This window comes from Nostoc sp. UHCC 0302, assembly GCF_038096175.1.
GTDB lineage: Bacteria > Cyanobacteriota > Cyanobacteriia > Cyanobacteriales > Nostocaceae > UHCC-0302.
Genome location: NZ_CP151099.1, coordinates 7,168,447 through 7,183,634 on the forward strand (window position 1 = coordinate 7,168,447; position 15,188 = coordinate 7,183,634).

Genomic DNA, 15,188 nt, shown 5'->3' on the forward strand with positions numbered 1-15,188 from the left:
AAAATAAGAGTGTTATACAGATATATCTAATATATCTAACATAACATAATTAAGTAGGAATTTGATTTTAACTAGAAATGAAAATTACGAATAAATAACTATGCGATCGCTCCTCTAGAGTTTCGGCTCGCTGTAAATAAATGCAATGTTGCACTAGCATTGCATTAGCTGTTGAAAAAAGAAAACAAGGTAAAATAACAGTTTCAAGGTTCCTATTTTTAAGATAAGTAGGATGCTTGATGGTGCTAAATCTAACGCGCCGCTTAACAGATAAATAGGTGCGTTACACTGTCGCGTTAACTAACACTATAGGCTTAATGTTTCTAACTTTAAGATTAAGTAATTATTCAAACTCAATTACTACTTTCCCAAAATGAGCGCCACTTTTGAGATAACAGTAAGCCTGTGGCACTTCATTAAAGGGGAAAACTCTATCAATAATAGGTTGAATTTGATGCTGTTGCATTGCTTGATTCATCGCCTCAAACATTTCCCGACTGGCGACATAAATACCCTGAACTGTTAAACTCTTGAAAAGTATTGGCATGGGGTCAATTTCATTACTTATACCTGACAATATGCCAATTAAGCTAATACGTCCGCCAATGCGAACAGCTTGCAGTGATTTTGGCAGAGTCCCAGCACCGCCTACCTCTACCACATGATCTACGCCTGTGCGATTAGTCAGTTGGTAAACTTGCTGTTCCCAATCTGGTGTTGTTTTGTAGTTAATTGTCTCGTCAGCGCCAAGCTCCCTAGCCCGTGCTAATTTTTCATTGCTGCTGGAAGTGACAATAACTTTAGCACCATGTATCTTGGCAAACTGGAGGGCAAAAATAGAAACTCCTCCTGTACCGAGTAACAAAATACTATCACCCGCGCTGATATTGCCTTTAGTTATGAGAGCGTGCCAAGCTGTCACAGCAGCACAAGGCAAAGTTGCACCTGCTTGATAAGAAAGATAGTCAGGTAATATTACTAGCCCATCTTGGTGGAATACAACATATTCAGCGAGTACACCATCGATATCACCTCCCAAAGCCGATTTCATCTTCTGTCTGGTTAAAGAGCCGTAAATCCAGTCTTGAAAGAAGATACCAGCGACGCGATCGCCTATTTTCACCCGTGTAACACCTTCTCCTACCGCCACCACTTCCCCTGCACCATCAGATAAGGGAATAAGTGGATATTTTTGTCCTGAACCGTAGTTTCCCTCAGCAACAATTAGGTCACGGTAATTTAGCGATGTGGCTCTAATTTTAACAAGAACTTGACCAGCAGCGGGTTTGGGTTCGGGGCGATCGACTAATGTCAGCGCATCAATTCCTGCATTGCTTTGAATTTCGTAAACTTTCATAAAATTTTTTCAATAGATTTTTGAGGGTATAGGGCATGGGGGCAGAGGGTTAGCTTAAAGAAAGGGTACTTTAATTTTTGTCGGCTGATACATTAACAATGTAAGTCGATACATTGGCAATGTAATATCGTTTCTCTGTGAAGTTGCACTATATTTACCCCCGCCTTACCAAGGCTACGGTGTCACACAAGTCGAATTACCCCCCTTAATCCCCCCTTGGAAGTGTATACCGTAACCTTAGTAACGAGAGGGATGTCCGATAGGACAGGGTGAGGTTTTTCAAGATTTTTGGATAATTTGTATGTACACCGTAGTTTTGCTTCGGGGAGAGGTCTTTATATGGTCTATCCATTTGAAAACTGCTGTAAGTAGACATAATTAAACTGAAAATATAGCAAAGTGCTGAGTGCTGTTAGCGGTAGCGGGGCGTTTAGCCCGTGCTGAGTAAAAACCTAGTTACTTCAAGGCTTTGAGCAATAAACACTGTCCTAACCTTTTTCATAAAAAATTCCCTCAGAATTTCTGAGGGAGGTTTAAAAAGTATTTTTTCATCCAACAACTATGCAGGGTTAGGTTGGGTTCTATTTTGGAGTAGTTGGATAACCGCTGCTTTTTCTAAAATTCCGACTAGCATACCGTTTTCTCTAATTACCGGAAGTGCAGATAGTTTTTGTTGTTCGAGTAGTTGCACAACTTCTAACAGTGGTTGATTAGATTGGACTGTGGTAGCTTGTGTAATTGGTTGCATTACTTCTCTAACTTGAGTTTCTGACCACAGTACTGTAGGAATGCTTCGCAAGTTATCAACTGCGATCGCACCAACTAATTGTCCTTCATCATTCGTCACTAAGAACCGCCGCCAGTTTTGTCCACTCACAACTTGCTCATCGGCAAACTCTCTCAGGCTAAGATTAGCAGAGACAATCGGGCTATCAACTGTAACGGCATCCTCAGCAGTCAAACCTGTAAGTTTTTCTTGTACTCTGGCAAATTGAGCCGCATTACCAGCATTTTGCAACAAGAAGAAACCAACTAACAAGTTCCAGATGTTACCTAAGCTGCCATACAAGACTAGTGGAAGTAAACCAGAAAGAACTGCTACCCAACCAAAGATTTGTCCAACTCGACTAGCAAAAGTTACACCTTTATAAGGATTACCTGTAACCTTCCAAACAAGCGCCTTCAGTATATTTCCGCCATCTAATGGTAAGCCAGGAATCAGGTTAAATAATGCTAACGCTAAGTTAACGGAAGCTAGCACACCAAGGATAGCTGCAAATGCTCCTGATGCAGCGGTAGTAACACCAATTACTGTAACGATACCGCAGATTAAGAGGCTAACTAAAGGCCCTGCGATCGCCACCCAAAAAGCTTCACCTGGGGTTTTCGACTCTTTTTCTAAACTAGCCAAACCACCAAATATGAAGAGTGTAATTGATTTGACATCAATCCCCTGGCGAATGGCGACAAAGCTATGTCCTAATTCGTGGGCGACGACAGAGGCAAATAACAACAGCGCTGTCATCAATCCAAGTAGCACAGCTAATCCACCAGCTAAGTAGGGAAATTGCGCCGCCAATCCACTGCTATAGCTCCAGGTTACCAAACCCAGAACTAAAAACCAGGATGGATGGATAAAGAAGGGTATTCCGAAGAGATTACCAACGCGAATTGTGCCATTCATGTCGTTCACCTTTGATTTCATCTGCGAGAGATTGGCTTTCGCTTTTCTCGATGTCTTTAGTGTAACGATATATTAAGTACTTTTAATCTTTGCCACGGTAGTGGTGTCCGTCTGTAAAGGTGCGGTTATTGGGGATTGGGGACTTAGAAATAGTGAGTCTCTTCCTCATTAGGCCTCTTGCACAAATATCAATAGACCCCCTTAATCCCCCCGATGCATTGGGGGGAAACAAGAAAATCTAGTTCCCTCCCTCCCCTTTCCAAAGGCTACGGTGTAAACACAAGTGGTTCTAGAGCGAGTTTCCAACCAAAAAAGGTGAATTCAAATTGATCAAGTCCGTGAATTAAAGTAGTAATTCCTGAAGGTTTTTGAGACCTGTAACCAGACCAAACACCAAGTCGAGCAATTATCCAAGTTGCCCAAGGAAAAGAATGAAGAGGAAAGGGATTTTGTTGCAATTGAGTTTTGCCTTCTAAGGTAGGTGCAATCTTCAACAAACATTGCTGTTGCTCATCCGAAAAGGCTAGATTTGCAGGCAACTCAGGATTATCCCGTCCCTGAATCATTTGTCAAATGCCAACAGCGACTGACTGTAGCTTTGACAGTCAGTCGCTGGATAGCCGCAATCGATTCAAGCTGAGTGGCTTCGAGATTTAATCCGGCAGGTTTGAGAATGGCAAACAAATGTAGTGAAGCATAATAAAGCGATCACAACGCCTAGAACTACTTCTCTACGATATGCTTTGCGAAGTGAGCGATCGTAATGACTGTAAATATTTTTATTTATCTACTTAAAGAGCCTTTGAGCTTCATTAAAGAGCTTGTTTTCATTTGTTATATCCCCGATTTCTTGAAGAAATCGGGGATATGAATCTAGCTTAAGTACGTAACCCACCATCCAGGTTTTCGGTGCGTTAGCCTACGGCATAACACACCATACGAAACTACAAGGTTACTGATTACCTACAGGTTGAGCAGTAGCACCCAGCATTGAAGGATCAATTGAAATACCTAACCCTTCGGCTACACGACGACCATAAGAAACATCTGCCCGGAAGAAGTGGCAAAGTTGACGCTGCTGGATGTCCTGTCTTGCTTGACTGAGGCTACCAACGATATTTTTTGCAAGACGCTCTTGCTGCTCAGGAGTCATTAACCGATAGAGATCACCTGCTTGGGTGTAATCGTCGTTTCCTGAACGATGATCGAAACGATCAACAGTTGTGTCACCTAGATGGGTTGGTGGCTCGGCATAGGCTGGATTTTGTTTGGGCGTATCCTCAGCACTATTCGGTTCATAGTTAGGAGCGCTACCGCCGTTGTTTCCCAACGCCATGAAACCATCTCGCTGGTAATGCATCACTGGACATTTGGGCTTGTTGACGGGTAGTTGCTGATAGTTACCACCCAAGCGATACCGTTGAGCATCTGGGTAAGAAAAGATGCGAGCTTGAAGCATTTTGTCTGGAGAGAAACTAACGCCAGGAACCACTGCACTAGGGCTAAAAGCGGCTTGCTCAACTTCGGCGAAATAATTCTCAGGGTTACGATTTAGCTCTAGTATCCCGACTTCAATTAAAGGATACTCTCCTTGCTTCCAAACTTTCGTCAAGTCAAAAGGATTGTCTCGATGTTTTGCTGCTTGCTCCTCGGTCATCACTTGAATACATAACCGCCATTTGGGATAATTTCCTTGAGCGATCGCTTCAAATAAATCATGAGTCGCGTGATCTGGATCTTCTCCTTTAATCTTGGCAGATTCTTGCTCAGTTAAGGTTTGATGCCCTTGCAACGTCTTAAAGTGAAATTTACACCAAACGCGATCGCCTTGAGCATTAATCAAACTGAAGGTGTGGCTACCGAAACCATCCATGTGTCGATAGGTTTTCGGAATTCCCCGATCTGAAAAGAGGATCGTCACTTGGTGAAGCGATTCTGGACTGAGTGACCAGAAATCCCACTTGGCATTTTGGTCTTTGCAATTGGTTTCGGGATTGCGCTTTTGGGTATGGATAAAATCTGGAAACTTCAGCGGGTCGCGGATGAAGAATATAGGCGTATTGTTGCCTGTAATATCCCAGTTACCATCCTCTGTGTAGAACTTAACAGCAAAGCCTCTTGGGTCACGCTCGGCATCTGCTGAACCCTTTTCTCCCCCAACTGTAGAAAAGCGCAGGAAGACTTCCGTTTTCTTGCCAATTTCCGAAAAAAGTTTAGCTTTAGTGTAGCGAGTGATGTCATTAGTAACTGTAAAAGTACCGTAAGCACCAGCACCTTTAGCATGGACAACACGCTCAGGAATACGTTCCCTGTTGAAATGAGCCAGCTTCTCTAGGAGGTGGAAATCTTGTATTAATACAGGGCCACGCGGGCCAGCGGTGAGTGAGTTCTGATTATCGGCAACAGGAATACCGTCAGCAGTTGTCAAATTGTGGGGTTCAGTCATGGGTAAAAAAGTTCTCCATCGAGTGACTCAGATTGCCCAAACTACATTTTAGTTAGCAAATAAACGGTTAGTCAGCTGGAACAAACTAAATCGTAGTCATACCGAGTTTATATATAAATCATAATCGGTATGAATATGATTTGCAACTCATTTGCTTAGTATTTTGGGACAATCGGTAATAGGGACGCATAGCTAGCTATGCGCCCCTACAATGAATATGTAGCAGATATATTTTTGAATAGGATGAAAATTGAGGTGAAATGCTTTAAAAATAAAGAATTCAGACGTCAGGAGTAGAGACGCGATTATACTCTTACGAGAAGCCGCTCTTCGAGCGTCTCTACAGGAGTCAGCATGAATTGCTTGTTTAAAGAACGCTAATAAACACCACTGCTACCCTTCCCAGAATCTTCAAGGTAGGTTAAAAATTATTACCGAGGACATTCTGGTAAAGATTTATGAGCATAGTTGCAATCAAAATCAATTAGAGCTTCCCTACTAGAAGTGAATCTTCTAGTTGTGGAGTATGGGTCACTTTCTGGACTTGCTTCATTTAACCAAACTTTCAAGTAGTAATAATTATTATCATCACTAGACCATAATTGATAACGGTAATCACCTCCTCCACCCTCACTATTTAAATAGTCAGCTAGTGCTGTATTTGATGCAGACACCAAGCTCAATACAGCCAAAACAGGAATTGCAGCTACTTTTAGTATTTGGATTAATTTCATAAATGCACCAAGAACTTACTTTATCTAGCTTCATCTCCAGATGTATATTTAAGCATCAGTAAACATCAGGAAGATTGTGTGAGGTTATCGTAAGGTTCTTTGCTGCTTTGGCGTTAACTCTAGATAGGGGCAATACAGTAGTTGTGTAGGGTGCGTTGCGCGACTCATACCAATTCAATTAATAAACTTGTCCGAAATATTAACTTAGGAAAAGAAAAATGGTAAAACGTTAGATTGGGCGTCTACCATTTTCCACAATTAGTTATGATTTTAGATTATATACAAAAGTATCCACTACGAACAAAACAGATTTTAGGGATTAGTTACGAACAATTGCAATCACTGCTAAATTGCGCCTTAAAACGAAATCGATACATCAAAGCTAAACAAGAGAGTCATAAAATTAGAATTAATGCGGCTGGTGGTGGTCGTCCCGAAAAGTTATCAACCGAAGAACAAGTATGTTTATGTCTATTTTATCTAAGACAGATGCCAACATTCCAAGTATTAGGAATGCTATTTGGTGTTTCCAAAACCGAAGCTAATGATACATTTCACGACTGGATACCAATTCTTCGTGATATATTACCTGCTAGTTTATTAGAACAAGTATCAAATAATGAAAGTGATTTACTATTTGTTCAAGAAGTATTAACAAATTTTAGGCTATTAGTCGATAGCTTAGAACAGCCAATATATAGGGATTCTGACCAAAAAGAGCAACAGAAATATTTTTCTGGAAAGAAGAGACAACATACATTAAAAAGTCTGATAATTGGCATACCAGAAGGCAAAGATATTGTAGAGGTAGAAGTAGGTGTTCCTGGGCCAACAGCAGATATAAAATTGTTTCGTCAATCTCAAAATAAATTTGATAAATCTCAACCCTTTTCAGGTGATAAAGGCTTTCAAGGAGGTGAGAATATCACTACTCCTCATAAAAAGAAACCAAAACGAGAATTAACTCAACAGCAAAAAGATGAAAATAAGGCTTTATCTAGTAATCGGATATTCATTGAACATTTGATTCGATTACTTAAAATATTCCGCATAGCCTCACAAAGATTTCGCTTAAAGCTTGAGACGTATGAGCAGATTATTTTAACAGTTTGCGGATTAGTTAGGTTAAGAATTGGTAGCTTAGTTCTGCCAACTTAGCTAGTAGCAAAAATCATAAATTTTTAGAAATTAGGAGTTAATTTTTATGCCTCTAAATTATCACTAACTATCTCAAAGCCTTATAATTACGTATTTACGAAGATATCAAAGTTTTGCCCCAAAGCTTTGAACAGTCTGGCTTTGGAATTTTCGGACAAGTCTAATGATTGCAACACATTCTTGGGTGAAGACGCGATGAATCGCGTCTCTACAAATGGTTTATTTGTCACATTCTTTTTTCAAATTGGTATCAGCTATTCTTGGCGAAGCCTCTCCCTTTGGGAGAAGGTTTACACTGCTTCACCATACAGGTATTTAGGTGCGCTAGGACTGGTAGCTTTGCACTTGAGCGCAGTTTCCGTAATATTACCTCTTAGTCGCGATCTTCCTGCTTAGAGACAATGTTGAAGTTTGTGTTAAGAACAATATCGTATTTCTTGCCATCTTTGCAGATAGCATCGTCAACTTTATAGAGATTGCTCCCGAAGATAAAATCAACATCGTCAAAGGAAGAACAACCTTGCTTTTTGAGAGCCTCTTCTACCTTTGCTCGTTCATCAGGTGTAGCGTCCCGATCTTCGTCAGCCCATGCAACTCCTGCTAGACAGAGTGAGAGCAGAAAGGCTCCAGACAAGTATTGAATTCCTAAATAAATTAATTGTTTCATCTTCTTAGGGCATTGATACAGTAAACAAAAAATGTCGTAAGGTAAATAGGGAAAAACAAGCGATCGCTTCAACTTGATTAGGTTCTTTCTGTGTTTCTATGAAACCACCTTGTTCTCAGGTAAAATCTAAATATTGAGACCAGCAATAATAACGAGCTCAGTCAGTAATCAGGATAATTCCGAGCCAGGATTATCTGCAAGTTCTGTTAATATCCACTCGTATTCACGTTGAATAGAAGTCAGCAAATCTAACTTCATTTCAAATGGTAATACATCCCAAGTGTAAGTTTCAATTTCTAGATATTGGCAAGCATGATTTTTTTGCAGTAGATGTAAAACAGTAGCAATATCATCTTGCGTAGATTGCAAAATTTGATAATCTCGAATAAAAATTGGGACATGAAAGTGAGTCCGCCATTCCTCAGCTAGAGATTCTTCTAAGTGTGGTAAGGCAGTTACTAAATCTGGATAGTGATGTAGTGTACCGTCAGTTTGACGTTCTATTACTTGGTGGAGATAAGTAGATTCAGCAAAAGGGCGTAAGCGTTCAGCTATCAAACTACGCTTATCAACATCAGCAGGTAGCTTTACTTGAATTGCCGCACTTATTTGAATTTTGCCAATCTTAATTCCTGCTGATTGCAAACGCATAAATACAGATTGTGGTTCTTCATATTCAACTGAAAAATGACAAGTATCATAGCAAATCCGAACGTGTTCTAGCAATTTATTTTCTGCTAGATTCTGATCAATATTTAATTTCTCTGATAAATAATTACCGCCAATTGGTAATAACCAATCTTGAAATAAACTAATTATTTCCGAGGTATTCTCAATTAATCCATCAGGTTCAGGTTCTAAATCAATATGTAATAACTTTCCTGTTTCCTCATGGATACGAATCATTTCTACTACAAGTTTAGCTAAATTAAAACAGCTATCTTTCAAAACTGTTTCGTAAGATGCTTGGTCTTGTCCCCACCAAGGTTTATAAGATAAAGGCAATGTAGAAATTCCGCCATCAAGACCTTCTGGTAACAGAGTTGCTAAAATTTGTGTCAAGTTTAACGTGTAATTCAACCGTTCTTGCTTTGACCAATCTGGTGCATAAACTTGGTCTTTTACTATCTGTCGATGAAATCCGCCATATGGAAATCCATTTAAGGTAAAAACATATAAATCTTGTTGAGTTAGCCACGTTTTAAATTGAGCTAAGTTATTACTTTCTAACAGTTGTTTGCCAGCTACATCAGATAACCTCAACCCAATACCGAATGGCGCTTCAGGTGATAAACGTGATTTGAGATTAGGAATATATTTTTCTAAATTAGCAAAAACCTCAAACCAACTTTCACCAGGATGAATATTGGTGCAATAAGTTAAGTGGAAATTGCTGTTTTTTGTAATCTTCATTTTCTAGCTGAATATCCTATAACAGTATTTATTAATATATAAGTTAATAGATGCTACAACCAACGTTGTCGTTTAGCATAGACAATACTACCAATCACAATTAATATCATCACTACCATAACAAGAGGATAAGCCCAAGGTTGATCTAATTCCGGCATATATTTGAAGTTCATACCATAGACACCAGCAATGAAAGTAATTGGTAAGAATACAGCCGAAAGAAGAGTTAGGCGATTGATTCGTTCACTGGTTTTGCTGGCAATACTATCACGTTGAATTTCCATTAATTCTGACATCCAGGCTCTCAAAGCTTGATATTCTTGCGATAGATTATCAACGTGATGAACCAATTCTTGATTAAATAATTCTTTGACTGGCTGGGTGAGCCATTGGAAATCTTCATAATCCATAATAGCTAGAAGGGATTTAATACTTTGAAAGTTCCGGCGTCCCGCACGAGTAGATTGCCTCATTCTGGCAATTTTTTGGTAAGTTGATTCATCACCATAATTTTCTAAAACTTCATCTTCTAAATCATCAAGTTGTCTAGAAATATAGTCAAAGACAGTATGATAATTATTCAAAATATCTTTAAAAATAAGATATAAAAGATAATCAACTCCCCAACTCTGAATATCTATAGTTCCCTTGACAATATTGTTACTTAATGTGGTTAGTATTTTTACTTCAGTGATTTCAAATGTTATGATAAAACCAGTTCCAACCACGATACTGCCACGTGCTACTTGAAACTCTCGATTTTTTATTTTATGAGTGAGGATTTCATAGCTGTCAAGTAAACAATCTTCTATGTCTTCATCAATTCCGATAGGTGAATGGTTAAAAATCATATCAACACGAGATGGATTTAGTCCAAAGTGCTTGATAATCTTGGCCGTTCCAGTGCGATCGCGGAAGTGAAGACAACGCAACCAAATATTATGAGAACTATCAATCCTTTTCAGTACCGTATCGACATCTTTACCCGTAAATAATTCTAGGTGATTCTGAGAAAAGGTAAGGAGAATTAGCATATAGCAATTCTAATTGAGTAGAAACGTTGCATTGCAACGTCTCTACAGATGATATCAGCAGTGCAAATTATCTAAACTAAAACATATTGCCCTATAAATTTAATGCTGCCAGGAGTTCCAGAACTGCTCCATTAGTCCAGCCGAAGCCGACTTCATTGGAACTGTAGCCAAAGGAGATTTCGTCAGAGACGTTGGCAGAACAGCGTTCAACATCGTATTTCTCAACTAGGGTTTTATGACGCTGGAATTCTTTAACCACCATAGCCAGGAACTTGTGGGCAATCCGATCGCCTTCTGCATGATACCCATAGCGGTAAAGCCCCTGCACGGCAATCAAGGTCAGAGGGGCCCAGCCGAAGGGGGCGTCCCACTGGTTACCTGTGACGTGAGTACTGGTGAAAATTCCTCCTGGTGCTTCAAATATTGAGAGATTTTCAACGACCCGTCGGGCTTGCGTTTCCGTGGCAAGTCCCATCCACAAGGGATAAAAAGTGGTGGCAAATTCGTAGCGGCGGCGTTCACCGTTCTGGAAGTTATAGTCTAAATAAAGCCCCTTTTCTTCATCCCAAAGGTACTGATTAATGCGATCGCGTCGTATATCTGCGCGTTCACGCCATTGCTCTACCGATTCTTCGTTCCCCAAGATATCGTTAATTTGTGCTAGGTCGAGTTCCATCTGATATAGCAGACTATTCAGACACACAGGAGCGTAGTGGAGGATATCAACACTGAAAGGGCCAAATCGGTTGGTGATATCAAAGCCGGACTCCCGCATAGTGCGATCGCCTTTGTAAAAAAGATTAGTCAGCTCGTCATTTTCGCGGTCGTAGTAAAGACTGACATCATAATCGTCAATTTCATGGGTTTGGTAGTACTCCTTGACGCGATCATAATGGCTTCTTCCCTGCTCATCCTGTTCAGAAAACAAGACCTCTGGCGCAGGGCCTTCCCCAAAAGCATAGAATCGGGACAATCCTGTAGCCGGATTTAAGTGAGGCGGTACTACCCAGTAGTAGTAAAACTGCTCTAATAGCGGTATCGTTGCCCGCAACCACTCTTCATCTTTGGTGTGCTGGAAGAATGCCAGAACCATCATACTGAGAACAGGCGGCTGCGATCGCGACAGCATATAAGTCCGGTTGGAATTGAGGATAGTGCCGTAATGCTGCACTTGGTAGAGCAGCTGATCGACTTGGCTTTTCGCCAAATCCCATTCTTCATCTCGCAACAGTCCCAGCAAGATAAAGTAGCTGTCCCAACCATACATTTCGTTAAAGCGACCACCGGGAACCACATAAGCCCCTGGCAGATATAGCAACCCATGATCTTCATCCTTAATTGCTTCGGCTTCACTTGGCAAAGTGCGAATTTCAATCCGTTGCATATCCTTGGTAGAAAGCGATCGCTCTAACACTGACTGAACATTGGGACAGTCTTCTTGGGGCGAAATGTAGACAATCCAAGCAGCATCTGCCTTATGCGCTAGTTTGGCATCCTTTGCAGATTGTACTAGCTGTTCGTGCGATCGCGTTAACGTTTTCCATGTTCGTTTAATATGGCTCCGTACCGCGTCAATTTGTGCAGTAGTGAGTGTCGAAGAACTGTCCGTGGGAGATTTAGCAGTCATAACATCAATTGTGCAAGGAGACAGGGGCAAGGGCTGAGGGGCAGGGGGAGGGGGACAAGGAGAATAACTAATTTTGACTCTTGTACAGACGCGTAGACGCTCGAAGAGCGGCTTCTCGTAAGAGTATAATCGCGTCTGTACAACTCCCTACTCCCTACTCAGCAGTACTAACCAATAAGGCCACTGGAAAATGCGCGAGGGCGGCGCTGATTGGTAGTGTTTCTTTGGCTTGTAATGGTTGCTGAGTTAAGACGTTGTTCCAGGTGAAAGAATTTCCGGTGGGTAATTGTAAGTGGGTATCTTGCCACACCAAATCACCTAGCGGATTTTCTCCAGGCTGGATAAGACTAGTTAAAAAGCGAGGCGCGATCGCGATCGCTGTTTGATTCTCGAACCGTCGCGCAAAGGCGATGATGTGATTGGCATGGGTTCCTTGAATTTCCAAGGGCAGATACTCGCCATCCCGGAATAATGACAGATAATCTGCTCTGGCTTTGAGTACTTGAGCCGTTAAAAACAGTTTAATTCTGCCGTCCGTTTTGTGCGCCAGCAACTCTTTAATTAATCCTAAAATATCTGTCTTGATCTGCTCCCGAATGGTGCTTAAATAACCACGTCGCTGTTCAAAGTCCACAGGACGACGGTTATCTGGATCAACTAAACTCAGTTCCCAGAGTTCTGTTCCCTGGTAGAAGTCGGGTACGCCGGGTGCAATGGCTTTTAGTAAAGTCTGGGAAAGGGAATTAAATATCCCATAGTCTGCAATCTTCTGCTGAAAGGGTCGAAAGGTTTCGAGAAATTGTTTGGATAAGTCCGGGTTAAGTACTTTCTCGATAAAAGAGATACACGCCTCTTCGTACTCGCTATCAGGTCGCAACCATGCAGTATGGACTTTGGCTTCCCGAATTGCCTTAATTATGTAGTCCTTAACGCGTTCTACAAAGGATGATTGTTCGTGTTCGGCAAAAGGAAAGGCTCCTACCAGCGTTTGATATAAAAAATATTCATCGTTGCGATCAGGTATAGCAAATCCTTGGCGGTCGTTGCGATGTCCGCGATTAATTGCGCTCCAAGTGTTTACTTGCTCATCCCATTCTTCTGGAATTTCTGACAACACATTTAACCTTGCTCTCACATCTTCACCGCGCTTGGTGTCGTGAGTCGCTGTAGCGTTCATCGTATGCGGCCAGCTTGCTTGGTGCTTTTGGTTAAAGGTATGGAAGTCGGCTACAGAAATGCCAAAATGACCGGGATTACCTCCCACTTCATTGAGCGACAGCAAGCGGTTGTAAACATATAGGGTGGTGTCTTCTACACCTTTTGCCATCAACGGCCCGCTGTATTGCTGCATCCGCAATACAAAATATATCCATTGCTCGCGTTCTGTTTGAGTCAGAGAGTTATCAAACTCCAGTACCATTACCTTTTCAATAAAGTTCAGTTCATGCTGCAAGCGGGGGGCTTGTTCTTTGGCTTGACGAATTACTTCTTGAATGCAAGCGCGATCGCCATCTGTAATTCCATCGGGTGTAATATAGGTACGGTAAATAGGAAACAGGGTGAGAACTTCTGCCAGCGCCCGTTTAATACCATTCAATGTAAAGTCATTGCCGTACCGATATTTGCTGGAAATATTCTTTAATAAGACAGACAGATTATCAAGGTCACCTGCCAAATTCTTATCTAGAATCAACTGCTTTTTATCCTTCACCAGCGATTGATAATCTACTCTCGTACCGATAAAGTTCTGGTAAATTCTATCAATGGCTAATTGATTTTCTGTTTGGCAAAATATGCCATTTACATAATTTAAAAAGTCATATCCAGATGTCCCTTGAATTTCCCAATATTCCGGTAAATCTTCGGTAACCTCTAAAATTTTCTCTACCGTTATATAAACACCCCCAGTCTTTTCGCGCAGACGTTCTAAATATTGGGTTGGATTATAAAGTCCATCAATATGGTCAATTCGTAAGCCAGTAAATTTGCCTTCTTCAACAAGCTTTTGAATTAAGCTATGAGTGTTGTTAAACACGCGCAATTCTTCAACTTTAACTGAAATTAGCTCATTAACAGTAAAGAAACGGCGGTAGTTCATTTCCTCTGCCCCGACCTTCCAAAAGGCAAGACGGAAAAACTGGTCTTTGAGTAAATCATCTAGCAGGTTAAAGCTATCTGAGTTACCTGGTTCTCCATTGAAAGTTTTGATATTTTCGTCGATGAATTCGCGGATAGAATCATTTGTACTGTAGAGTTCCCAGACCAATCCTTTTATAAATGCACTTTGGTCTTGTCGCTGTTTTCCAGCCACCTCTGAAGGAACGTTTTTAATAATGTAGAGAATCCCTAATAGTTTAATAAAATCGGGATGATTACGTCCTAATGTCCGCGTTAGTTTGCCCAGATTTGAGGTGATAAATTTTGTGTAAGATTCCAACCGCAGCGGCAGTTTTAAGCTGTAATAATTCACAGTTAAACCGCTTTGTTCGTATTGTAGTTGAATGTCTCCCTTTTCCAGAGATTCACCGTAGAAATCTCCCAAAAGCGGAGCTAAGATTCGCTCTTCACGATTTGCAAACGGAGAATTCCAACAAATATCAAAGTAGTCGGTATAACTAGAATCTGGCCCGTGTTCCAATACGTCCACTAAATAGGGATTTTCGCTGCTATAAGCCATGTGGTTCGGCACAATATCTTGCAACCAACCGATACCCAAAGCTTGGAGTTCGCTGACTAATGCCTCAAACGATTCGGTAGTTCCAAGTTCGGGATTTAGTTGAGTGGCATCCACCACATCGTAGCCATGTGTACTACCAATTCGTGCTTTAAAAATCGGCGAGGCATAAAAATCGGAGATACCTAAATCTGCTAAATAAGCTGCGATCGCTTTCGCGTTTTCAAAGCCAAACTGAGGTGTAAACTGAATTCGATAAGTTGCGGTGGGAATTCGCATATTTGTTGATTTTTAGTAATTAATTTTTATTTTTGTCTTTGTGCCTTTGTGTTGGAAAAATTATTTTTTAATCACCAAGACACAAAGATAAAATCCTTTGCTTAATCAATCAGCC

General features: G+C 40.9%; 11 protein-coding genes and 1 pseudogene. 2 read left to right on the forward strand and 10 right to left on the reverse strand.

Going from position 1 to position 15,188, the window contains the following annotated elements:
• Positions 1 to 343: 343 nt before the first annotated feature.
• The 5 genes and pseudogenes from WKK05_RS30960 to WKK05_RS30980 form a co-directional block, all read right to left on the reverse strand.
• The gene (locus tag WKK05_RS30960) at positions 344 to 1,357 is read right to left on the reverse strand and encodes an NAD(P)-dependent alcohol dehydrogenase (protein ID WP_341526831.1); all 1,014 of its coding nucleotides are present in this window, start codon (positions 1,355 to 1,357) and stop codon (positions 344 to 346) included.
• Positions 1,358 to 1,916: 559 nt separating this feature from the next.
• Entirely contained in the window at positions 1,917 to 3,041 is a 1,125-nt protein-coding gene (locus WKK05_RS30965; protein ID WP_341526832.1) for a site-2 protease family protein, read from the reverse strand.
• Positions 3,042 to 3,307: 266 nt separating this feature from the next.
• A pseudogene (locus WKK05_RS30970) lies at positions 3,308 to 3,725 on the reverse strand (IS4 family transposase); the annotation flags it as partial.
• A 268-nt stretch (positions 3,726 to 3,993) separates the two neighbouring features.
• Positions 3,994 to 5,487 (reverse strand): catalase, encoded by a 1,494-nt coding sequence (locus tag WKK05_RS30975; RefSeq protein ID WP_341526833.1) that lies wholly within the window; start codon positions 5,485 to 5,487, stop codon positions 3,994 to 3,996.
• Positions 5,488 to 5,918: 431 nt separating this feature from the next.
• Positions 5,919 to 6,221, reverse strand: coding sequence for a hypothetical protein (locus WKK05_RS30980; RefSeq protein WP_341526834.1), 303 nt, complete (start codon positions 6,219 to 6,221; stop codon positions 5,919 to 5,921).
• Between the two features lie 264 nt (positions 6,222 to 6,485).
• Here WKK05_RS30980 and WKK05_RS30985 point away from each other — a divergent pair, with 264 nt between their 5' ends.
• The gene (locus WKK05_RS30985) at positions 6,486 to 7,379 is read left to right on the forward strand and encodes a transposase family protein (RefSeq protein WP_341525207.1); all 894 of its coding nucleotides are present in this window, start codon (positions 6,486 to 6,488) and stop codon (positions 7,377 to 7,379) included.
• A 126-nt stretch (positions 7,380 to 7,505) separates the two neighbouring features.
• Positions 7,506 to 7,775, forward strand: coding sequence for a hypothetical protein (locus tag WKK05_RS30990; protein ID WP_341526835.1), 270 nt, complete (start codon positions 7,506 to 7,508; stop codon positions 7,773 to 7,775).
• Here WKK05_RS30990 and WKK05_RS30995 read toward each other — a convergent pair.
• The 5 genes from WKK05_RS30995 to treY all read right to left on the reverse strand — a co-directional run bounded on the left by WKK05_RS30995 (position 7,753) and on the right by treY (position 15,073).
• Positions 7,753 to 8,046: a PepSY domain-containing protein gene (locus tag WKK05_RS30995; RefSeq protein ID WP_341526836.1), complete on the reverse strand. Its 294-nt coding sequence runs from the start codon at positions 8,044 to 8,046 to the stop codon at positions 7,753 to 7,755. The two genes, WKK05_RS30990 and WKK05_RS30995, sit on opposite strands and share 23 nt — an antisense overlap.
• A gap of 168 nt (positions 8,047 to 8,214) precedes the next feature.
• Positions 8,215 to 9,459, reverse strand: coding sequence for a metabolite traffic protein EboE (gene eboE, locus WKK05_RS31000; RefSeq protein WP_341526837.1), 1,245 nt, complete (start codon positions 9,457 to 9,459; stop codon positions 8,215 to 8,217).
• A gap of 53 nt (positions 9,460 to 9,512) precedes the next feature.
• Positions 9,513 to 10,493 (reverse strand): CorA family divalent cation transporter, encoded by a 981-nt coding sequence (locus WKK05_RS31005; RefSeq protein WP_341526838.1) that lies wholly within the window; start codon positions 10,491 to 10,493, stop codon positions 9,513 to 9,515.
• Between the two features lie 91 nt (positions 10,494 to 10,584).
• On the reverse strand, positions 10,585 to 12,120 hold the full coding sequence (locus WKK05_RS31010; protein WP_341526839.1) for a trehalase family glycosidase: 1,536 nt from the start codon (positions 12,118 to 12,120) through the stop codon (positions 10,585 to 10,587).
• 154 nt (positions 12,121 to 12,274) lie between these two features.
• Entirely contained in the window at positions 12,275 to 15,073 is a 2,799-nt protein-coding gene (gene treY, locus WKK05_RS31015; RefSeq protein WP_341526840.1) for a malto-oligosyltrehalose synthase, read from the reverse strand.
• Positions 15,074 to 15,188 lie beyond the last annotated feature (115 nt).

Coding starts and splice junctions, on each gene's coding strand:
- WKK05_RS30960 (WP_341526831.1), bottom strand. CDS start 1,357: ATGAAAGTTTACGAAATTCAAAGCAATGCAGGAATTGATGCGCTGACA.
- WKK05_RS30965 (WP_341526832.1), bottom strand. CDS start 3,041: ATGAATGGCACAATTCGCGTTGGTAATCTCTTCGGAATACCCTTCTTT.
- WKK05_RS30995 (WP_341526836.1), bottom strand. CDS start 8,046: ATGAAACAATTAATTTATTTAGGAATTCAATACTTGTCTGGAGCCTTT.
- WKK05_RS30985 (WP_341525207.1), top strand. CDS start 6,486: ATGATTTTAGATTATATACAAAAGTATCCACTACGAACAAAACAGATT.
- WKK05_RS30980 (WP_341526834.1), bottom strand. CDS start 6,221: ATGAAATTAATCCAAATACTAAAAGTAGCTGCAATTCCTGTTTTGGCT.
- WKK05_RS31010 (WP_341526839.1), bottom strand. CDS start 12,120: ATGACTGCTAAATCTCCCACGGACAGTTCTTCGACACTCACTACTGCA.
- WKK05_RS31005 (WP_341526838.1), bottom strand. CDS start 10,493: ATGCTAATTCTCCTTACCTTTTCTCAGAATCACCTAGAATTATTTACG.
- WKK05_RS30975 (WP_341526833.1), bottom strand. CDS start 5,487: ATGACTGAACCCCACAATTTGACAACTGCTGACGGTATTCCTGTTGCC.
- eboE (WP_341526837.1), bottom strand. CDS start 9,459: ATGAAGATTACAAAAAACAGCAATTTCCACTTAACTTATTGCACCAAT.
- treY (WP_341526840.1), bottom strand. CDS start 15,073: ATGCGAATTCCCACCGCAACTTATCGAATTCAGTTTACACCTCAGTTT.